We start from the raw sequence: 20,372 nt of genomic DNA, 5'->3' as shown, positions 1-20,372 counted from the left end.
AATGGAGTAATGGGATGCCAGTCATTGCCGTTAACCCTAGGGTACGTCAAGCACACCCAAGATTAAGGGTGAATAGAATTCAATAACAATCCCAAACCTCACAATTACCCCAGACGACGGATGCAGTCACGAATAGATGAGGGAACCAATGAACCATCGCGAGGGAACTCCCACCCCTCAAGACAGGAAGGGGTCCATTGCGTATAGGTCTATGAATTGTCTAATGGTTCTAATACCCTCTAGGGATGGTTTTACCGTTATAAATTCATCACTAACGAGTTTAAGGGCTACGTTGAGGAGCGAGGATTTACCAAGTCTCCTATACCCGATTACGGTTATTGGTTGCTAGTTTTAAAGGCGTTGGTCAATGCGTTCAGTTCCTCCTCCCTATCATAGAACAACGGGATCCGTGATTTCCCTACCGAACGCAAAATTCATACCAGTACCGGGTAAAAATACCTTTTGTCAAGACAAAACTCGGGTTCATTAGTTTGGGGTCAGTCTTTACCCTGGAATGTGTAATAATTGTCAAATAATGGACCTCGTTAAAAACGACCTGGATTATCAATGAACAGGTTTGGGAAACAACTTGGTGAGATCATTAGGTCAATAGGCTTGGTGTTATCCGTGCAGGTTACCTCCATAATAATTATTGATGTAACTGTCTCATTACTGATACATTATATCCTGGTTTACATATCATTAATGATGGTGGTGATGGTAATCCTCACGACAACATTAATGGTGCTATATAGGATGCTCAGCGGGATTAAGGAACTATACCTCACGAGGATTAGGGATGCGGTGTGGGCCCACAGGGCAGCGCTTGATGTGAATAGGGAGAGTAGGGAGTTATGGATTAGAGCGCGGCTTTATGTCATTGCCCTACTCATAATAGCCATTACCTCATTATCCTCAATGATATATTCACTGATCAACTCGCTGGATCTGGCATTATCCTATGGCATAATTACATGGATCAACCTAACCCTATTAACGATCCTTTCACTCATGGAGATTTACGTAATTGCCAAAATAGACTGCGCAGTATGGATTTAAGCGACCGTTGGCATTGACTAGCATGAGGATTAAGGCAAGGGGTAGGTCATCAATTGAGGTCATTGATGATGCGTGGATTAATGTATACATGAATAATAATGGCTATGTGGAGCTTAGGATTGAGCACAGTAGGCTTGAGGATGCCAAGGCAGTTCAGGAGAAGCTCAGGAGTGCAGGCTACAACGCCGAGTTGAGGGGCACGATGATGGGTTCGAGATCTATATAAATCATGATGAAATCATGAGACACCCAGAACTCTTAGCCAAGGTCTGCGAGATATTGAGAGGGATATATGAGGAGGCAATGAGCGAGGGCAAATATCAAGGGAGTGAAAAAGACAGCAAAGGCGATGGCCAGGCTTAACCTGCCAAACCCTGCCCAAGACCCATGGACCAAAACAAAAACAAAACGAAGACCAATGACCTATTGGTGGGGCCGCCGGGATTTGAACTTACCCCGTGCGCTTGAGCACACGACCGGGTTCACCGGCGCTCTGGACGGGGCTTGTGCCCCAGGCCGGCATCCTAGCCAGGCTAGACTACGGCCCCCTTACTGATGATGCGTTGTTTTTGGTTTTTATGTGTTTCTGTGATACTGTATTTTTGAGTAATTCTTTTAAGACGCACTTTGGTTTATTACTATGTATGTCTCGTCCTTATTTGTACTTAATAGCGGCGCTTATTGTTTTGATTATTGTTAGCACCTATTTGGGCATTCAATTAAGTATTTATGGCTCGAGACTTGCAACATTAAAGTTAATGTATGATCAAATAATGTCTAGATACACAATGTTGCAGGATCAATATGATAATCTGCAATCGCAGTATAGTTCGCTCGAAAACCAATACTCGGCTTTACAAAGCAGGTATAATCAATTACTATTGAATTATACAAGTCTGGTTAGTGTCATTGGGCGATATAAACCACCCATTGAGCCTGTAATTTATACGTACTCCTCACTAGGTGATGGACTCGCCATATGGCTGAATATAACTAATCCAAATCAGCGTCCGGTTAATGTAACAGTGGCGGGGGTATACTCATCGCTTTTTATCTCCGTACCCTTCAGTGTGTTGATTCCGCCGAATGTAACAATTCAAGTACCGGTGCTAGTTGCGTTCCTTAATCCACAATCATATGGTTTTGGTTACTCACTTGGTTGGGTTGGGACCGTTAAATCTGCGGATGAGCTTTTGGGTGAAAACATCCTCATTGCTGTGATCAATTCGAGTTTAATTAATTATGGGTTAACCGGCATAGTCTTTAATATTACAATTACGGGTATCCAACAAACAAATTTATTGGATAGATTTGGCTTTGCGGAGTATGCCTTAAACTCTTCATTGATTAATCTTTACTTTATTAATCCATCGTTAAGTGCCATGACTATCGGCAGTTACTCCATTTATTCACCTAACAATACTTTATTGGCCTCGTGTACATTATTACCGACAGTAACAATAAACGCATCCAGTGGTGTAGATATTCCTCTATCTACGGAGTCCACGTCCTACGTATCTGAACCCATAAACGCGTTCACACCCGGCAAAGGCTGGACAACAACGTTAGTATACCTTATGATACTGTGCACGCCAAATTACCACCTACCAGTCAACGTTGCTCAATTACCATATGGATATGTCGTTTTAACTACGAGCAGCGGTAATGTGACAATACCATTATTACCACAACAATAATAATTTATTTCCCGTAATGAGGCGGCTTACGGTTTCTACCTATGTCTGGATCGATCGTACCCATTATTGCTGCGTTAATGGTGCTAACCTTAATTTCACTATGATTTAACCTATTGCATGCCTTATTTGTGCCATTTCCATTGCGTATTTTGCGGCATCGTTTTCCTTGCCCTCTATTATTGAGTTTATGAGCAGTTGCGCCAGTAGTTCGTGTTTTTTAGTTTCGTAGTTGTTAGGTCCTGTTTTTATTCCTATTTCCTCTAGGGTTTCTATGTCTTTCTTTATTGCGTTGATTGTGCTACTTTCTATTCCGAATTCACCATCCAACTTCATGAGAGCGTCCAGGCATTCGTGACACACGTAACCAGCCGCAATGCTTAAGTCATGTACTAGGTTTACATAGGTATCTCTTAATGCGTTGTACTCCCTATCGCTCAGTTCTTCCATGGCAGAGAAACCGAGAATCTCCGGCGGTATTCCTAGGGAGTATAGTGATGCCACGAAGGTTATTGCCCTTGGTAATATGACTCCCTTGAATCCTCTGTTGTAGCCAAATAGGCCTATGTGGAGTTTCCTGGCTCTTCTTGGTGGTATATACCTGGAAATCCTGTTTATTATGTTGGCAAGCCCCTCGATTTCCCCCTGGTATTTAGCCATGAACTTCTTGATCACGCGTATTAGGGCTTCCTGATCATTGATCCTGCACTCCTCATTAGGTCTTCTATTATTCAGATCAGTGATTCCCCTTATTGCTACGTCCTCTGGATAGTCGTATCTGTAGGCTGATTGTATTGTGAATGTGATGATACATGGGTATTCCTTAATTACGTTATCCACGTTGAGTGGCGTTAGGTGCCCCCTGAACGGCGTGGACCCAACGCCGATTATTGAGTATACCTCAATTCCCAACTCTCTGCCTAAAGTCAGTGCCTTGTTAAGGGCGATCTTCGCCGCGAGAACCGCGGGTATTAAGCCGTAGTTCATTGCTGGATCTGACCTGGCTATGAAGACCCTTATGCTGCTTGGTCTAATGAATCTCCAATAGTTTATTATTATCTTGCCAATACCCAGCATGGAGTTTAGGTCCTCAATTAGCGGTATTACGTCTATTGTATTCGGCTTGACGCTGCCCAGGACGTCCATGACCTTCATACCGGGTACCAACTCCAGGAACGCCTTACCAGCCACAACCCTCTCGTAATACCTATACGTGAATACCAACTCCTCTGCCCTGGAGGTTAATGGTAGGATCACTTGGAACACACCCTTGATGCCATCATCTCCGTAGAATTCCCTGGCCACGTCGTAAGCCGTTGGTATTAACTCAAGGGCCTGAGAAAAAACCTTCTTTTCCGCCGTCTCAGCCCAGGGATTTGGCAATCTGAGGGTCAGGTATACGTCCCTACCAATGACACGATTCCTAAAGTACTCCGGGTACCTGGTTAGTAGTTTTCTGACCACGTATATATCCACATCCTTACCCTCGAAGTCCCACATGACCTCGTGGCAACCATATAGACTGTAGGCTAGGTATGCCTCATGGATTTCATCATCGCCTTGGATAACGCCGTCCCTGGACCAATTGGGTATTTGGGCATTGTCTGGGTGTTGAGTGCACATGGTTCTTGGCAATGGATCCATAGCCCTTATATACCGCAAGGGCCTTAATAAATTATACTTATTTTATATAATTTCGTCAACTAAATATATAGAATTCGTTAACTAGTAAATCCTCATTATTGAATAACTACCGAGTAATTTCACGTAAACCGCCATGTCACTCAACTCATCGAATGCTCTCCGGCATGCTTCATTGGTTAATTGACACTCGGTTTCCAGTAGAAAGTCATAGCCCCAGGGACTTGCCCTGTTAGGTCTTGAGTAAATCATGGATAGATTTATGCCGAGATCCGCAAAGGGCTTGAGGGCGTTGAATAGTGAACCTGGTTTGTTTGGTACTGAGAATATCGCCATTGTTCTGTCCCCAATCCTACCCATGTGCCTTGATATTACTAGGAACCTCGTGTAGTTAGGGTTATCTTCAATACCGCATATCAATGGCCTTAGACCATGTATCTCTGCACCAATCCTAGAGGCTATAGCGGCCTTATGCCTATAACCTTTGATTAATCTTAGGGCTTCAGATGTTGATTGCGTGTAGTTTATTGATGCGTTTAGCCTTGATATAAAGTTCAACGCCTCATTAATCGCATGAGGATGCGAGTAAACCTCGTTAATATCATTTATATTTGTCCCCTCATTAACCACAAGACATAGTGACACCTTGTACTCTACGGCGTGGTTAACGTAGACACCCCACTTAACTAGGGAATCCATTGATTCGCCCACCACACCAGCTTGGTTGTTCTCTATTGGTATTACGCCAAAGCCGCAATCACCCTGGTAAACACACTTAACAATATCACCTATGGACTTGAGAGGCGTGAGGTCCGCATTCTTGCTGAATAATTGGAGAGCCACTTCGTGAGAGTAACTACCCTCAGGCCCCAGATATGCCACCTTGTTATTGTTCATTAGGAACTCACTAATGAACTTGGTTAGTGACGGTTCGTGAATCATGGGCATTAGGTCAATTATGCTTATTGAGGTTCTGTACCTAGTGAGCAACTCCTTTAATTCACCTAGGTCTTTCTCAACCCTTGTTATTACTTCTGAAATTCCTGGTGATTCACGAGATAATATGCCAGTATTCTTTATAAATATTACCATGACGTGAATTACTAATTATATTTGCAATTGCCAATTACCTATAGAGCACGTCCTCACCGGCCACCTTAACCATGAACACGTCCCTAACCCTACCACTTAATGACCTGAGTAACTCCCTGTTGCCCACTATGGACTGTAGTGAGTATATACCAGCCGCACCAAGTAATTGCGCTATCTCCCTCTTAATACCGACTAGTAGTCTCATTAGTCTAAGCCTGAAGTCCTCAATGCTGGTGTAACCATGCAGTGCCCTCTCCACGAGTCCACTTACGATAACGGCGTCGGCACCAAGGGCCACTAACTTAATGATATCGCCACTACTCCTAATGCTCGGCATATGAATTATTAAGTCCGTGAATTCCCTAATGCCTCTCTTCCTGAGCTCAATGTCAAGCTTTACAAGGTACATCTCTGGGTAGTCGCTCTCATTAATATCGATTATTAAACCATTGATCCGGTCATTATTACTTACCAGGGTGTTTAGGGCGTCGTTAATGTGCTCAACGTTGGTGATCCTTATGTAGGTGGGAACGTCAATAACAGGCTCTGGTAGGCGTGAATACGTAGTTACTAAGGCTCCGAGCCCAGTAACACGATTATTCCACATGACCCTCATTAAATGCTTACTATCGATAATATCAGCATCACTTAGATCTATCATTGTTGAGTTGGCTCTGGCAATGAACTTTGATATTCCAATGAGTTCCTTACCCCAGGTCCTTGGCGGCTTAATAATCACGGGCATGGATAACCACAGTTTACCCCTAGCCAGCGTGGCCGATGTATCTATGTCCTCCCTATATGGGTCTATGGCTGGTTTCGTGACTTGCGCACCATCAAACCTCAACCAATCAATCAGTCTCTTCGGAGGCTCAACCTCGGGTGGCCCAGTACTGCCCATACTAACTATGACTACGTCACCCGTCCTCACCAATTGCGTTGCGTATATCGAGTAATCAGGCGTCCAAACGCTACCTCCGTCAACGGGCCCACCATGATCTCCACTGCAACTCTCATCCTTAACTCCAAGTATCTTGGCTATGACCTCATCAAGACAAAAACCTCTTAGTAAATCCCTCCTACCTACTAACCTTCTGACGTCATCAATGCCTAGGTAATCCAGTATCAGCCTTAATTCCTCCATGAAGGCCATTAGGTAGTTTCTTGCGGATCTCAGGGCGAAGTCGTGATCAACTATTACGGAGTCCTCGGTTATCTTACTCGTGATCCCAGCGGGGCAATTACCTCTGTGGCAAGTCCTAGCCATGGCGCACCCCATGGATATTAGTAGGGCGGTGCCCAGGGAAACAGCGTCTGCCCCGAGGGCCATTAACTTCGCAGCGTCGTCTGCAGACGATATCCTGCCCGCCGCTATTAATGTAACCCTGTCTCTGAGGCCCTCATCTCTGAGCATCCTGTCTGCAGATGCGATGGCTAATTCAATCGGTATGCCTATGTTGTCCCTAACCACGAGTGGCGTGGCTCCCGTGCCAGCGCCATGCCCATCAATTATGACGCCATCAACACCCATCCTAACTATTCCGGTGACTATGTATGGTACGTAATTCGTTGCCGCGACCTTAACGAAAATGGGCTTACCAGTGGCCTCCTTAAGTGCATCGATTCTCTGCTTAAGGTCTTCTATTGAGTATATATCGTGATGTGGCGCCGGTGATAATGCGTCAACACCAACCGGTATCCTCCTGACCGAGGATATTACTTGGGTAACCTTGGAACTGGGCAGGTGACCGCCAATGCCTGGTTTAGCACCCTGCCCAATCTTTATCACTACACCCATTCCGGCCATTAACGTGCTTATGTCCACGCCGAACCTAGCCGAGGCCCACTGCACGAATATTCTCCTGTGCCTAGCCACCTCAGGATGCAGCCCACCCTCCCCGGTGCCGCTTATTAGCATTAATTCATCAGCTAATTCAGCCTCAACTATATTGGGAGTGCCCGCCAGGGCCCCGAAGGACATGTCGGCCAGGTATATGGGTGCCGAAACCTCTATGTTGCCTATGAATGACGTTAAGCTCGCACGTCCTTTTTCACGTCCCGTTAACTTAACCTCATCATGCCCAAGACCCAGGTTATCGAGAATCCTATACCTCCTGACGCCCACTCTGAATATCCTTATCGGCCTGCCAGACTTCGCCATCTCCCTAATCTCATTAATTATATCACTATACCAGAAGTCCCTCGTTGGGTCCTTATTTGTTGAGCTAATGAAGTCCCTTATCACGCGCCTTGGCATTGTGTTGATTATATACTTCATTTAGATAATTGACCGGGCTATATTTATAAGCATTATTATTCCTGATAATATATTGATCATATTTAACTAATTTCAATCAGCAGTTATGATTGAATACTTATAATTGAGCAAATTATTTATTGTAGTTTCATCAATATTAAATTCCACTGCAAATTTATGAAGCACAAGCCCTAATTCCCTGATTTCATCTTCCGTAAGTTCCCTATACTCAATCCTATTCTTCCTAACGTGCTCCGAGTGCATCATTATGTCCAGTAGTCTATTGGCTTCATCCTGCCCTAATCCCTCATCTGTGGCTGCCTCAAGGAAGTCCCTGAGCTCCACATGCGGTACTGTTAATCCAACCCTGTTCTCAAGCACCTTACTCCTTATGTATATTCGCCCACCAACCATGCCGTTACCCACATGCTTACCCACCAATTGCACATTGCACTTGCTCAGTGCATCAATGCCAAGCACCATGATGACTCCGCCGGCCATGTATTCACCTAGGTAGTCATCAACCTTACCGCCGATTATTAGATACGGTCTTTTGCTACGGTACTCACGCATTTGAATACCGACCCTATTACCCGCATTACCCCTAACAAAGACTTCACCTCCCTGTAGTGCCTGCCCAAGTACATCCCTGGCATCTCCATGTATTACGATCTTACCATCATGCATAGTATCAGCAACATCATCTTGAGCATTCCCATAAATCACGAATTCAACACCATTGTTTAGATTCGCCAGGGAATTACCTGGTGTACCGTATATCTCCACCCTAGCGTCCCTTATACCATGCCTCGGTAGGTTTACACCTATGTATCTCTGGCCATTGACGTTTATTACCCTGACAACCCTCTCGCCGCTTAGGATCCTCCTTAGTATTTCTTCATTCAATTCCTTATAACCAAGGCCCTCAGCGTTTATTGCATCCCTACCAACATACTTCGGAAAATCCCTACGCGCAAAGAACAAGTCAATATCATCCCTAGCCCTACCCCATGAAACAACCCCACGTTTTAACGATACAATGAAGTAACCACCAGGTTCAAGGGTCCAGACCCTGGCATCGGGCGATACGGCCCTAATAGCGATCTCCTCACTGGCCACGTAGTAATTATCCTCATCCATACCAATCACTATTGGCCTAAGCTTAAACCTATCAGTCATTGCAACAAGGTAAAGGTCATCATTGTGGTATAAACCCATGATCATTGCAAAGGGCCCATCAAGCACAGCCCACCTAAACCGCCTAATTAATGATCTGGTGCGGACGTCATCCACATACTTAAGCGGTTGACCGATCAACATCTTTACTGCATCCTCAATGTTCAAACCATAATTACGTACCAAGTAATACATTATGTATGCTGCCACTTCGCTGTCAGTACCCACGAATGAGCTAAGGCCCTGACCATACAGTAACGCGTTTACGTGACTACCATAACTACTGAGCTCCCCATTATGGACCACTGCAATGTCACCCACAGAGAATGGATGGGACCAGTAGGGCAAGTAGCCAGGCGAGTTAGTGGGGAACCTTGTATGCGCTATCCATAGGTCCGCGTAGTGCCTCTCAACGTTATACACCGAGGCTATATCACTTGGATAACCAACTCCCTTGAACACATTAATGTGCTCACCCCAATAATAGATCCTACCTGACTTGCCCTCCCAAAGTAAGTCATTTAATTTATTAATAATATCATTAATACCCGGACCAAGCCCACCGTGATCAAAAATCCTAACCTCAAGATCATTCACCGGACCAAGCCTACCCCTAACCCTAAAATCAACCGTATCAATACCCTGCCCCTTCAATAGGGACTCCATGGTGTCCATGGCCTCTTTCATAAATCCCTCCTTAACGAAGACCCCAACCCTAAGGCCCATGGACTCGTTATTAAGCAAGGCAAAGCCTGAACCCAACCCCGCACCTCTGAATCTTATGGTTTCCATGGCCCTAACCACGAGGTTACCACTAACCCTATCGGCACCGCTGCGCCTAATTACTCCAAATATTCCACAGTCCGCCGGATACTTAACGAATATAGACATAGCCGCGCAATAATTAGTTTAGTGTAAAATATATTTAAGCTTTATATTACATGGGTAGATAATAAATAAAATACTTAATATTAAGACAAATATTTAATCAGTCAATAATTAATTATCAATAATTGCATTATCATTTTAAGCTGGCATGCAATAATGTAAATCAAATAATGACACGCATAGTGGTAATACGTTAAAACCAAGATGGAGTTTATGGCCCGGTTACTAACCATATCACTGGGCTAATCGCTTAATGACCTCGGCGGTAAAGGATTCCGTGGTATAATCACCACCGAGGTCTGGGGTATGAATCCCAAGACTTAGTGCATTAATTACTGCATCCTCAATGACCTGCCCAGCCCTAACATACCCCGCATCGCCAATCCTCTCTCCATACCACCTAAGCATCCATGCCACGCTGAGTATCATTGCGGTTGGATTCGCTATACCCTTGCCCGCTATGTCGAAGGCGGCTCCATGTATTGGTTCAAAAAGAGCCTTGCTATCACCTATGTTTGCTGACGGCGCAAGACCTATGCTACCTGTGATGTACGCAGCCAGGTCACTCAGTATGTCTCCGTATAGGTTTGTCGTGACTATTACGTCGAAGTCCTGGGGTCTCCTTACCAGGTCCATTACAGCGGAGTCTATGTACATATCATTAATGGTTACGTCAGGGTAATCCCTGGCCGCAACCTCCCTGGCCACGTTCTTGAAAAGACCATCAGAGACCGTTAATACATTGGCCTTGTGAACAATGGTGACCTTTTTACGCCTGGTCTTAGCCATACTCAGGGCCACCCTGGCAATCCTCTCACTGGCCTTCCTGGTTATTACCCTAAGGGCTATTGCCGTGTCGTTATTGAGCATGTACTCAGCCCTTATGTAAACATCCTCCGTATTCTCACGCACAATGACCAGGTCCACACCGTCCCTTACAGCCTTAACTCCTGGGTAATTCCTTGATGGCCTAATGTTTGCGTACAGGTCAAATCCCCTCCTCAGCTTAACCACAACTTCACCTGCGCTCTCACCAACAGGCCCCTTGAGTATTGCGTCAGAACCCTCCATGACCTGCCAATACCTGCTCGGTAATGCCTCGCCATATTTCCTAACGGCATTGTCCCCAGCCTCAACATACTTTATATCAACACTTAAGCCAAATTTGGACGCCGCCACCTTAAGGACCTCCAGTGCGGACTTAGTTACCTCAGGGCCAACACCATCGCCCTCAATAACTGATATCCTCATCGGGGTTAATTACATAGCATATTTTTATGCATTGCCGGCCTATAGATATTACTAATTAAACCTTAAATACTCGCCGAACTATCATTACTCAATGACCCTGTTTAAATATGAGGATGTGAATTGGGAGAAACTTGGAGAGTTGATTTATAGGAAACACATGCACGGATCAAGGTTAACAATAGCCCAATTCAAGTTGTTGAAGGGCTCTGTAGTTAATGCCCATTCCCATACTCATGAGCAGGTTTCCATAGTGATCAGCGGCAAGTTGAGATTTGTAGTGAATAATGAGACCTACATAGCTGGATCTGGCGATGTTGTGTATATACCGCCGAATGCCGTGCATGGTGTTGAGGCCCTCGAGGACTCGCTCATTGTAGATGTATATTCACCAATCAGGGATGATTGGTTGAGGGGTGAGGATAAGTACCTAAGATCATGATTTTAAAGGCACTGTGTAAACTCACTGGCGTGGCTTAGCCCAGCGTCTCCATTATGATACGCCTAATATCCTCCTCAGATACCCTAAGTCCCCTATCGCCCATTTCCTTGATCTTCCTTAGTATCATGTTTACGATTTCATCACTTGGTTCAATACCCATGGACCTCAGTATGTATACCACTGAGTGTTTACCGCTGTGTTTCCCAATAACGATCCTCCTGTTCATACCCACATTCTCTGGGCTTATTGGTTCATAGGTCAATGGGTTCGAGAGAACACCATGAACATGAATACCCGATTCATGGGAGAAGGCGTTGGTGCCAACGATCGCCTTATTTGGTGGTACTGGTATCCTAAACAACCTCGATACTAGGTCAGAGACTTCCTTAATCTTCTCAAACCTTACCCTAATATTATAATTTAGTAGGAATTTAACGGCAGCCGCTATCTCCTCAAGGGCGGCGTTACCAGCTCTTTCCCCAACGCCATTTATTGTACCGTGCGCCTGATCCGCACCTGCCTCTATGGCAGCCACGCTGTTGGCAACCGCCATTCCAAAATCATCATGGCAATGAACACTTAGTAAGTAGTCCCCCTTAACCTTCTCTCTAATGAACTTGACCAGGGAAGCCATTTTACTGGGCCACATGATCCCAACAGTATCCGCAATATCAAGTCTATAAGCGCCTGCATTAACAACCTCCTGGAAAACCCTGGCCAGAAAGTTAGGATCACTCCTTGTTGCATCCTCTGCGCTGAACTCCACGGTTAATCCATGGGACTTTGCGTAGCTCACGGCATCAACGGCGGCCTTAACCACCTCCTCCCTATCCATTTTCAATTTATACTTCATGTGTAGGTCTGACGTTGCTATGAATATGTGTACCGCCTTAACATCAGCATCGATTGCCTTATCAATATCCTCTCTCCTGGTCCTGGATAGTGCAATGACCTCGGAATTATTGACTTCCCTGGCTATGGACCTAACAGCCTTAAACTCACCATCGCTAACTATTGGAAAGCCAGCCTCTATTGAGTCTACTCCTAATTCCTCCAGTTTTAGGGCAATGGTTAGCTTATCCTCAGGTTTAAGGGCAACCCCCGGCGTTTGCTCGCCATCCCTCAGGGTAGTGTCTAATAACCTTACATGCCTGTTTTCCGGCCAGTACCTAGTTACATTTCCCTGAGCAATCTAATCCACCATTATTTAGCTGAACGGATGCCCTATTTAAGTGTTTCCCTAGGATATAGATTAATCATAAGGGAATTCTGAATCACATTACACTAATTACATGGGAGAAAAACTTAAATATTTTATAAATTGACTTATGTATGATGAGGTGCTTTATTCTTTACGTATAAATGGAAAGAGGCACTCCCACTCAAACCCATGGTTCGTAATGCACGGCGCGGATACATACACGGTAATAATGGGTGGTGCGGATGACTCGGGCAGTTGATTTACTAGTTAGGGAAATGGAGAACATAGGCGTGAGGGAGGTTTTTGGGATAATTGGTGGGCAGATAATGCCATTCTTCGATGCATTGTACAACTCCGATATTAAGGTCTACATGTTTAGGCACGAGCAAGGCGCAATACATGCCGCTGATGCCTATGGCAGGGTAATGAAGAGGCCTATGACTGTTGTCGTTACATCAGGTCCAGGCGCCACTAATTTACTGACGGGGCTTGCCAATGCCATGATGGACTCATCACCATTAATTGCAATTACAGGGCAAGTACCAACAACATTCTTCGGTAGGGATGCGTTCCAAGAGACTGACATTGTCGGTTCCTCAATGCCCGTGACCAAGCACACGTTCATGATAAGGAAACCTGAGGATATGGTTCCCGTGTATAGGGCTGCCTATGAAATATCGATAGATGGTAGGCCAGGCCCCGTGCTCATAGACCTACCCAGGGACACGCAGTTAACCGACATAGACCCAGGTGATACCAAGATGAACATACGCGTATTCAAGAAGGCGCTTCTGGAACCAGACCCATCATTAATAACCTACGCACTGAAGCTTCTCCTAACCGCCGAGAGACCAGTAATGCTGGTTGGCGGTGGCGTCTGCTGGAGCGAAGCCACCAATGAGGTCTTGGCAATAGCCGAGTTAATTGGAATGCCCATAGTCACCACATTACCAGGTAAGAATTGCGTACCGGGTAATCACCCACTGGTCATGGGTCCCTCGGGAATGCATGGCAGACTTGAGGCGGATGCAGCCATAATAAATGCCGACGTGGTACTAGCCGTTGGCACTAGGTTTAGTGACAGAACTGTTGGTAACTTCAGTGAATTTAGGAAGGGCAAGAAGATAATTCACATAGATATCGATAGGAGTGAGGTTGGTAAGAACGTAAAACCGGAGGTTGGCATTGTAGGTGATGCAAAGACCGTGCTATCCATGATGATCAAGCTCATGCCCAAGGCCCTAGAGAGGAGACATGATACATTCATTAAGTGGTTAAGGGGCATTAAGGAGAGTTATGAGAAATATAGGAGTAAGGTTGATACCAATGGCTTTGTTCCATGGAAGGTACTCAAGGTCCTTAGGGAGGTGATGCCGCCGAACTCAATAACGGCCACAGGCGTCGGTAGCCACCAAATGTGGAGCGAACTTCATTGGGACGTGTATGTACCAGGCACATTCATAACCAGCGCGGGTCTTGGCACCATGGGCTTCGGAATACCAGCCGCTCTCGGCGCAAAAATCGCAAGGCCAGATGTACCTGTCCTGGACATTGATGGTGATGGGTCATTCCAAATGACCATGCAGAACCTAGCCCTTATCCGTGAATATAACATACCAATAATAGTGACGATATTTGATAACTCAACACTAATGCTTGTTAGGCACTGGCAAGTAATGCTGTATAACAGGAGGATAATTGCCGTGGACTTTAACGTCAACCCGGACTTCATGAAGATAGCCGAGGCCTATGGAATAGAGGGTGTAAGGCCGGGTGATTATGAGGAGTTGAGAAGCGCCGTAACCAGGGCTGTTAGGGATAATGAAGCATTGATTGTTGATGTAACTATTGACAGGGAGAAAGACTTTGTGCTACCCTTCGTACCATCGGGCAAGTGGCTCGAGGAGGTAATATTCCCCGAGGGCTTTAAGGTTGACCTTAGGTACCCGGGTGATGGCTATGGAGAGTGACTTTTCAATAGAGATTATAATGAGTAATGAGATTAATCAGTTTGATGCTGTGGTTAGGGCTATGAACGTAATTAGGAGAGGTAAGGTAACCATTAGGCATGTCGTCATTGACATGAGCGATTCCGTGATTAAGGTTTCAATTAGGGCTAGGGGTGAGGAGGATGAGGTTAGGTGGGTTTGTAATAAGCTTGATAAGCTTTACGACGTAGTAAATGTTAAATATATGCCGGAAGAAGTACACATGAATAAAATGGTGGTTAGTAATGGCTAAAATATATAAAGATAGGGACGCAGACCTATCAGTACTCAGTGGTAAGGTGGTTGCCGTACTTGGCTACGGCATTCAGGGTAGATCATGGGCACTCAACACAAGGGACAGTGGTATTAAGGTAATTGTTGGCGTTAGACCTGGTAAGAGCCTTGAGCTCGCTAGACAGGAGGGCTTCGAGGTCTACCCAGTTGGTGAAGCCGTTAAGAAGGCTGACGTGATAGCCGTGTTACTGCCTGACATGGTGCAACCGAGTGTTTGGATGGAGGAGATTGCGCCGAACCTTAAGCGTGGCACCACCGTGGTCTTCGCCCACGGCTTCAACGTCAGGTTTGGATTAATAAAGCCGCCAAACAACGTTGACGTCGTATTAATAGCACCCAAAGCCCCTGGAAAGGCCGTTAGGGATGAATACGTAAGAGGTTGGGGGGTACCAGCACTTGTTGCCGTTCACCAGAACTTCACTGGCAATGCCCTTAAGACTGCCCTAGCCCTTGCAAAGGCCAATGGATTCACTAGAACCGGAGTCATAGAGACCACGTTTGCTGAGGAGACAGAGACTGACCTAATTGGTGAACAGAACGTACTTGTCGGTGGTTTGCTACAGTTGTTAAGGTATGGCTTTGAGGTTATGGTTGAACTCGGTTACCAACCCGAGGTGGCCTACTTCGAGGCAATTAACGAGGCTAAGTTAATAATGGACTTAATATGGGAAAGAGGACTTACGGGAATGCTACTCGGCGTCAGTGAGACTGCCAGGTATGGTGGATTGACGGTTGGCCCCTACGTAATCAATGAGGATGTTAAGAGAAGAATGAAGGAAGCCGCCGAGAGAGTCAGAAACGGCGAGTTCGCCAAGGAGTGGGTTAATGAGTACCAGGGAGGCGCACAGAAACTAAGGAGACTTTTGGAGCAGGTGCAAAATAGCCAGGTGGAGCGCGTTGGCGATGAATTGAGGAAGCTAATGAGGGGTAAGTGACGGAATAAATTTACTTCCCGTTATTCCCTTAAAACTAAACCTTAGGTCTCAACATTGCTCTTGTGATTGCTATAACCAATGGTCTTTTATTAAATATTATCATTATAGATAACTATTATTTATAATGAATAGTATTTAATAATTTGAAGATTAATTTACTGACTTATTACTTTTATGCTATTGACTTAGACAAAATTTTTAAGATAAGTGGTATTATGTTAGTCGTGGTTTATAGAGCGTTGGGTCTGGACCGTGTAAAGAGACCATTGGGTAAGTTGAAGATTACCCCAGAGATGTGCATTGGCGATGAGTTATGCGTTAGGAGGTGTCCAGTGGGTATCCTGGAGTTAACTAAGGAGGAAGTTAATGCAAAGGGTTATCACTATGTTAGAATAAAGCCAGGTAGGGAAATTGATTGCATCGCATGCAGCATATGTGAGAAGGTTTGCCCCACCAATGCTATTTACGTTGAGCATGAGGAGGAACTAACAGTGAAGGACTACATTACCAAGGCTGGTAACCCTACACCAACGACAACAACCAGCGCTAGTACTAGTAATAGGGTCCTCATCCTGGGTGGTGGTATTGCTGGTATTGAGGCTGCTCTTGCCCTGGCTAACATGGGTTATAGGGTTACGCTTGTTGAGAAGTCCCCTGCCATTGGCGGCAAGATGGCAATGCTCGACAAGACATTCCCAACACTGGACTGCAGCATATGCATAGAAGGACCATTGATGAGCGATGTATCTGCTAATAAGAATATTGAGGTCCTCACCACGGCGGAGTTAATGGAATTAAGGGGGGAACCTGGTCGGTATAGGGCTAGGATACTTGTTAAGCCTAGGTACGTTACTGATGAATGCACAAAATGCGGTAAGTGCGAGGAAGTCTGCCCTGTCACTGTACCTAGTGAGTATAATGCCGGCATTGGCCTTAGGAAGGCCATATACCTACCATTCCCACAGGCGGAGCCCGGCATCTACGCCATAGACCCAGACCTATGCCTAAACAAGCCCCCTGAGAACATAGCCTGCAATAGATGCGTTAGTGTCTGTGAGCCTAGGACCATACTATTCACCATGATGCCCAGGATAATCGAGAGGGAAGTGGCTGCGGTCATAGTGGCTACGGGATACGAACTAGAGGGTGGCGAGGTATTGACTAAGTATGGCTATGGAAAACACCCTGATGTACTCACGGCGATGGAGTTCGAGAGACTGGTTAACGCTACAGGCCCTTCCATGGGCGAGGTAGTTAAGTTAGGTAATCATGGACACCCAAGGAAAGTCCTTTTACTGTCCTGCATTGGCTCAAGAACAAGTAAGGCGAACCCATACTGCTCCAAGGTTTGTTGCGAGTATACACTAAAGCAAGCAATCTATGCCAAGAATCACGGCATAGAGGATGTGGCGGTGCTCTACATGAATGATGTGAGGACATATGGTAAGGGCTTCGAAAACCTGTACCAAAGGGCCGTCGAAGCAGGCATCAAGATCATGCACGGTAGGCCACTAATAATGAGCAATGGCAATGGATCAATAAAGGTTAAGTATGAGGATACGCGGAGCAAGGAGGTCAAGATCGAGGATTACGACATGGTTATCCTGGCACCAGCAATAAAGCCACCGAGGGAATTATATAAACTGGCCAATACGCTTGGTCTTGAGTTGGATAGGTACGGCTTTATAAGGGTGAACCCCGCGAACCCCGTTGAGACGAATATACCAGGTATATTCGTGGCCGGGAGCGCCTCTGGACCGACAGACATAACGGAGTCGGTGCTTATGGGGCTTGCCGCGGCCGCCCAGGCAGTAAACTTAATGGGTAAAGCCGTTACAGAGGGCGAAGAGTTCAGGGAAACAATAGAGCCCAAGGAAACAAGGACTGGCGTGTTTATTTGCCATTGCGGCAGCAACATAGCTGGTATTGCCGATATTAATGAGCTCGTGAGAGTCTCCAGGGGGCTACCCAACGTGGTGCATGTTGAGGATGTACCCTTTGCATGTTCAAAGGCTGGTCTTGATAAAATTACGGAATCCATTAAGAGAAATAACCTGAGCAGGGTAGTAGTGGCTGCCTGTTCTCCAGCGACTCATCTTAGGTTTTTCCAGGATGCTGCGAGGAGGGCTGGTCTTAATCCTTACCTCGTGGAGATGACGAATATTAGGAACCTGGACACATGGGTCCACAGCGATAGGAGGGCAGCCACCGAGAAGGCAAAGGACATGATAAAGATGGCGGTGGCCAAGGCTCCACTTATGAAACCGTTCAGACCTGAGAAACACAGTGTTGTTAAGAGGGCGTTGATCATTGGCTGTGGACCAGCAGGTCTAGCTGCTGCAAATACCTTGGCCAACGCAGGTGTGGAGACAATAATAGTGGAGATTAGTGATAGATGCGGTGGCAATTACAACAATGAACTCCTGACTAAGTACCTTCCTGAGGGCAATAGAATTAGTGGTATTATGAATAGACTATTGAATATCCTTAGTAATCCCAGGGTTAGGGTTTACTACGGGACTACCGTTAAGGAGATCACGGGATTTACAGGCAATTTCCATGTCACCTTATCGAATGGGCAGGAAATTGATGCCGGAGCTATAATAGTGGCTACGGGTGCTAAACCCATTGATGCCTCTGACTATGGTTTCAATGGTGACCCGAGGGTTATGACAATCCATGAATTGATCCAGGGAACCAGGAAGTTTGGAAGTAACGTGCTGTTCCTAGACCTTTGTAACAAACCATATTGCCAAGCCATCATGCTAAACATGGCATTATTACTAAGAAGGCTGGGAAGTAACGTGTATGTTGTCGTTAGGGATTTAATGACTGTGGGTACCCAGTATGAGGATTTATACAGGGAGGCCAGGAAGGCCAATGTCGCTATATTAAGGATTCCCAGGGATGGCGAAGTTAGGAAGCACGTGATTCTAAATAACGACACTGCGGCAGTGAGGGATGTGGAGCTTGGCAACGATGTCTCAATACCCATAGATACCGTAATACTAAACATACCCATGAAACCCAACTCTGATGAAATTTCCAAGGTTTTGAGACTTTCTAGGGATCAGGAGGGTTTCTTGATGGAGGCTCATCCGAAGCTTGGCCCGGTGGATACGATGACACCGGGCATATTCATAGCAGGTGCGGTTAGGGCAAATAGGAGCTTCGGTGAGGCAGTCCTGGAGGGCTACGCGGCAGCCGCCAGGGCATTGACACTATTGTCCAGGGACTACATAATTAAGGAGGTCTCGGTGCCAAGGGTAGACCCGGGTAAATGCGTTGGTTGCTTACTATGTGTTAAGGCCTGTCCGTACGGTGCCATCAAGGGCGAGCCTGGTAAGCCCGTTACGATAGACCCAGCCGCTTGCCAGGGTTGTGGTTCATGCGTTGGTGAGTGCCCATACGGCGCACTGGATATGGACTTACTCAGTGATGATGCTATCATGGCTCAGATTGATGCTGCCTTGGCTGAGGAGCCTGAGAGGAAGGTTGTCATGTTCACCTGTGCCTACTGCTCCTACTGGGCTGCCGATAATGCCGGTATATTTAAGATGCAGTACCCACCATACGCGAGGATAATTAGGCTTCAGTGCAGTTCTAGGTTGGCTTGGAGGCATGTTAAGCATGCCTTTGAGCTTGGTGCTGCTGGGGTCTTTGTGACTGGTTGTAGGCTTGGTGACTGCCACTACATAACGGCCAATTACAACACGGTCAAGAGATTCGAAAACTGGAAAAAGAGACTGAAGAACATAGGCATGAAAGAAGAAAGATTCCAAATGAGACTGTTTGGAGCGCCTGATGTGGTTGACCTAGTGGAGACTATGAGAGAGGCCGAGAAGGTCGTTAAGACAGTGACTAAGGAGGAGATTGAAATGACAAAACAAAGAATCAAGCAATTAAGGTGATGAACATGCCAGTAACCGTTAACTTCGGCCTTAGGGAGGAATTAATGAAGTTCGAACAAACCGCATCACTGTGTTATCAATGCGGTACGTGTACTACCGTATGCCCCATGAGCGAATATGGTTTAAACACAAGGCTCGTTATGAAAATGGCTAACCTAGGTATAGTGGATGACTGGTTACGTAAAGTCATATGGCTATGTACCGGTTGCGGTCTGTGCCAGGAAAGCTGCCCAAATGAAATTAAGATACCTAATGTCATTAAGTTCATTAGGTTAAAGATAATGCATGAACCCAACATTGGAAGAAGGAAGTAATGTATCTTTGCCCATTAATCCTTGTAAATACCATGAATTATCGATTCTTAATCGCCATGCAATACTGAGATGAATATTACCAATGACGCGCTTAAAGTCTCGCCCTTTGGGGCCAGAAGAGATCCAGGCAGACCTTGGTACTAATAATTAGTGCTCTTGGCGGTATATTTGACTTTTCTCAATAAACGTATGCCATACCCGCACTAAACGAATTCTGTTATTATAAATCCCT

The 20,372-nt window shown here is 45.7% G+C and carries 17 protein-coding genes and 1 tRNA gene; 11 read left to right on the top strand and 7 right to left on the bottom strand.

All coding sequences use genetic code 11. The features are described from left to right. Positions 1 to 223 precede the first annotated feature (223 nt). The 3 genes from Vsou_RS08130 to Vsou_RS08120 all read left to right on the top strand — a co-directional run bounded on the left by Vsou_RS08130 (position 224) and on the right by Vsou_RS08120 (position 1,285). Complete coding sequence (locus tag Vsou_RS08130; RefSeq protein ID WP_264890694.1) at positions 224 to 349, top strand: hypothetical protein; 126 nt, start codon at positions 224 to 226, stop codon at positions 347 to 349. A gap of 218 nt (positions 350 to 567) precedes the next feature. Beyond that, positions 568 to 1,059: a hypothetical protein gene (locus Vsou_RS08125; protein WP_054844082.1), complete on the top strand. Its 492-nt coding sequence runs from the start codon at positions 568 to 570 to the stop codon at positions 1,057 to 1,059. 22 nt (positions 1,060 to 1,081) lie between these two features. Next, positions 1,082 to 1,285 carry a hypothetical protein gene (locus Vsou_RS08120; protein ID WP_188603783.1) on the top strand — a complete coding sequence of 68 codons (204 nt, stop codon included), beginning with the start codon at positions 1,082 to 1,084 and terminating at the stop codon, positions 1,283 to 1,285. Positions 1,286 to 1,486: 201 nt separating this feature from the next. Here Vsou_RS08120 and Vsou_RS08115 read toward each other — a convergent pair. Further along, positions 1,487 to 1,607 (bottom strand) — tRNA-Pro (locus tag Vsou_RS08115). Positions 1,608 to 1,703: 96 nt separating this feature from the next. Between Vsou_RS08115 and Vsou_RS08110 the strand changes: the two genes are divergently transcribed. Beyond that, the gene (locus Vsou_RS08110) at positions 1,704 to 2,756 is read left to right on the top strand and encodes a hypothetical protein (protein ID WP_188603784.1); all 1,053 of its coding nucleotides are present in this window, start codon (positions 1,704 to 1,706) and stop codon (positions 2,754 to 2,756) included. A 105-nt stretch (positions 2,757 to 2,861) separates the two neighbouring features. Here the strand turns inward: Vsou_RS08110 and ppcA are convergent, their stop codons facing one another. The 5 genes from ppcA to Vsou_RS08085 all read right to left on the bottom strand — a co-directional run bounded on the left by ppcA (position 2,862) and on the right by Vsou_RS08085 (position 11,058). Beyond that, positions 2,862 to 4,397: a phosphoenolpyruvate carboxylase gene (ppcA, locus tag Vsou_RS08105; RefSeq protein WP_188603785.1), complete on the bottom strand. Its 1,536-nt coding sequence runs from the start codon at positions 4,395 to 4,397 to the stop codon at positions 2,862 to 2,864. Positions 4,398 to 4,478: 81 nt separating this feature from the next. Then, positions 4,479 to 5,486, bottom strand: coding sequence for a prephenate dehydratase (locus Vsou_RS08100; RefSeq protein WP_229709904.1), 1,008 nt, complete (start codon positions 5,484 to 5,486; stop codon positions 4,479 to 4,481). A gap of 34 nt (positions 5,487 to 5,520) precedes the next feature. Then, a complete protein-coding gene (locus Vsou_RS08095) occupies positions 5,521 to 7,764 on the bottom strand; it encodes an FMN-binding glutamate synthase family protein (RefSeq protein WP_188603786.1) in 2,244 nt (747 codons plus the stop codon). 72 nt (positions 7,765 to 7,836) lie between these two features. Then, positions 7,837 to 9,810: a GltB/FmdC/FwdC-like GXGXG domain-containing protein gene (locus tag Vsou_RS08090; protein ID WP_188603787.1), complete on the bottom strand. Its 1,974-nt coding sequence runs from the start codon at positions 9,808 to 9,810 to the stop codon at positions 7,837 to 7,839. 231 nt (positions 9,811 to 10,041) lie between these two features. After that, positions 10,042 to 11,058, bottom strand: a complete 1,017-nt coding sequence (locus tag Vsou_RS08085) for an isocitrate/isopropylmalate dehydrogenase family protein (RefSeq protein ID WP_188603788.1) — start codon at positions 11,056 to 11,058, stop codon at positions 10,042 to 10,044. Positions 11,059 to 11,149: 91 nt separating this feature from the next. Between Vsou_RS08085 and Vsou_RS08080 the strand changes: the two genes are divergently transcribed. Beyond that, positions 11,150 to 11,497 (top strand): cupin domain-containing protein, encoded by a 348-nt coding sequence (locus tag Vsou_RS08080; RefSeq protein WP_188603789.1) that lies wholly within the window; start codon positions 11,150 to 11,152, stop codon positions 11,495 to 11,497. 34 nt (positions 11,498 to 11,531) lie between these two features. Here Vsou_RS08080 and Vsou_RS08075 read toward each other — a convergent pair whose 3' ends face one another. Then, positions 11,532 to 12,689 (bottom strand): 2-isopropylmalate synthase, encoded by a 1,158-nt coding sequence (locus Vsou_RS08075; RefSeq protein ID WP_188603807.1) that lies wholly within the window; start codon positions 12,687 to 12,689, stop codon positions 11,532 to 11,534. A 136-nt stretch (positions 12,690 to 12,825) separates the two neighbouring features. On the opposite strand from Vsou_RS08075, the gene Vsou_RS08070 reads away from it, so the two are divergent. The 6 genes from Vsou_RS08070 (at position 12,826) to Vsou_RS08045 (ending at position 20,140) form a co-directional block, all read left to right on the top strand. Next, the gene (locus tag Vsou_RS08070) at positions 12,826 to 12,957 is read left to right on the top strand and encodes a hypothetical protein (protein ID WP_264890693.1); all 132 of its coding nucleotides are present in this window, start codon (positions 12,826 to 12,828) and stop codon (positions 12,955 to 12,957) included. Beyond that, complete coding sequence (gene ilvB / locus Vsou_RS08065) at positions 12,941 to 14,668, top strand: biosynthetic-type acetolactate synthase large subunit (protein ID WP_188603790.1); 1,728 nt, start codon at positions 12,941 to 12,943, stop codon at positions 14,666 to 14,668. The genes Vsou_RS08070 and ilvB overlap by 17 nt, the downstream gene beginning before the upstream one ends. Then, positions 14,658 to 14,939, top strand: a complete 282-nt coding sequence (locus Vsou_RS08060; protein WP_229709905.1) for an ACT domain-containing protein — start codon at positions 14,658 to 14,660, stop codon at positions 14,937 to 14,939. The genes ilvB and Vsou_RS08060 overlap by 11 nt, the downstream gene beginning before the upstream one ends. Next, positions 14,932 to 15,915 (top strand): ketol-acid reductoisomerase, encoded by a 984-nt coding sequence (gene ilvC / locus Vsou_RS08055; RefSeq protein ID WP_188603792.1) that lies wholly within the window; start codon positions 14,932 to 14,934, stop codon positions 15,913 to 15,915. The genes Vsou_RS08060 and ilvC overlap by 8 nt, the downstream gene beginning before the upstream one ends. A 224-nt stretch (positions 15,916 to 16,139) precedes the next feature. Beyond that, positions 16,140 to 19,826: an FAD-dependent oxidoreductase gene (locus Vsou_RS08050; RefSeq protein ID WP_264890692.1), complete on the top strand. Its 3,687-nt coding sequence runs from the start codon at positions 16,140 to 16,142 to the stop codon at positions 19,824 to 19,826. A 5-nt stretch (positions 19,827 to 19,831) separates the two neighbouring features. Beyond that, positions 19,832 to 20,140 carry a 4Fe-4S dicluster domain-containing protein gene (locus Vsou_RS08045; RefSeq protein ID WP_188603053.1) on the top strand — a complete coding sequence of 103 codons (309 nt, stop codon included), beginning with the start codon at positions 19,832 to 19,834 and terminating at the stop codon, positions 20,138 to 20,140. Positions 20,141 to 20,372 lie beyond the last annotated feature (232 nt).

Source organism: Vulcanisaeta souniana JCM 11219, assembly GCF_026000775.1.
GTDB classification, from domain to species: domain Archaea; phylum Thermoproteota; class Thermoprotei; order Thermoproteales; family Thermocladiaceae; genus Vulcanisaeta; species Vulcanisaeta souniana.
This window is presented reverse-complemented; position numbering and strand designations above follow the sequence as displayed.

Excerpts from the sequence above, each read along its gene's own strand:
- Vsou_RS08130 (WP_264890694.1), top strand. The coding sequence starts at position 224 with ATGGTTCTAATACCCTCTAGGGATGGTTTTACCGTTATAAATTCATCA.
- Vsou_RS08090 (WP_188603787.1), bottom strand. The coding sequence starts at position 9,810 with ATGTCTATATTCGTTAAGTATCCGGCGGACTGTGGAATATTTGGAGTA.
- Vsou_RS08125 (WP_054844082.1), top strand. The coding sequence starts at position 568 with ATGAACAGGTTTGGGAAACAACTTGGTGAGATCATTAGGTCAATAGGC.
- ppcA (WP_188603785.1), bottom strand. The coding sequence starts at position 4,397 with ATGGATCCATTGCCAAGAACCATGTGCACTCAACACCCAGACAATGCC.
- Vsou_RS08085 (WP_188603788.1), bottom strand. The coding sequence starts at position 11,058 with ATGAGGATATCAGTTATTGAGGGCGATGGTGTTGGCCCTGAGGTAACT.
- Vsou_RS08110 (WP_188603784.1), top strand. The coding sequence starts at position 1,704 with ATGTCTCGTCCTTATTTGTACTTAATAGCGGCGCTTATTGTTTTGATT.
- Vsou_RS08045 (WP_188603053.1), top strand. The coding sequence starts at position 19,832 with ATGCCAGTAACCGTTAACTTCGGCCTTAGGGAGGAATTAATGAAGTTC.
- Vsou_RS08100 (WP_229709904.1), bottom strand. The coding sequence starts at position 5,486 with ATGGTAATATTTATAAAGAATACTGGCATATTATCTCGTGAATCACCA.
- Vsou_RS08080 (WP_188603789.1), top strand. The coding sequence starts at position 11,150 with ATGACCCTGTTTAAATATGAGGATGTGAATTGGGAGAAACTTGGAGAG.
- ilvC (WP_188603792.1), top strand. The coding sequence starts at position 14,932 with ATGGCTAAAATATATAAAGATAGGGACGCAGACCTATCAGTACTCAGT.
- Vsou_RS08120 (WP_188603783.1), top strand. The coding sequence starts at position 1,082 with ATGAGGATTAAGGCAAGGGGTAGGTCATCAATTGAGGTCATTGATGAT.
- Vsou_RS08070 (WP_264890693.1), top strand. The coding sequence starts at position 12,826 with ATGTATGATGAGGTGCTTTATTCTTTACGTATAAATGGAAAGAGGCAC.
- ilvB (WP_188603790.1), top strand. The coding sequence starts at position 12,941 with ATGACTCGGGCAGTTGATTTACTAGTTAGGGAAATGGAGAACATAGGC.
- Vsou_RS08095 (WP_188603786.1), bottom strand. The coding sequence starts at position 7,764 with ATGAAGTATATAATCAACACAATGCCAAGGCGCGTGATAAGGGACTTC.
- Vsou_RS08060 (WP_229709905.1), top strand. The coding sequence starts at position 14,658 with ATGGAGAGTGACTTTTCAATAGAGATTATAATGAGTAATGAGATTAAT.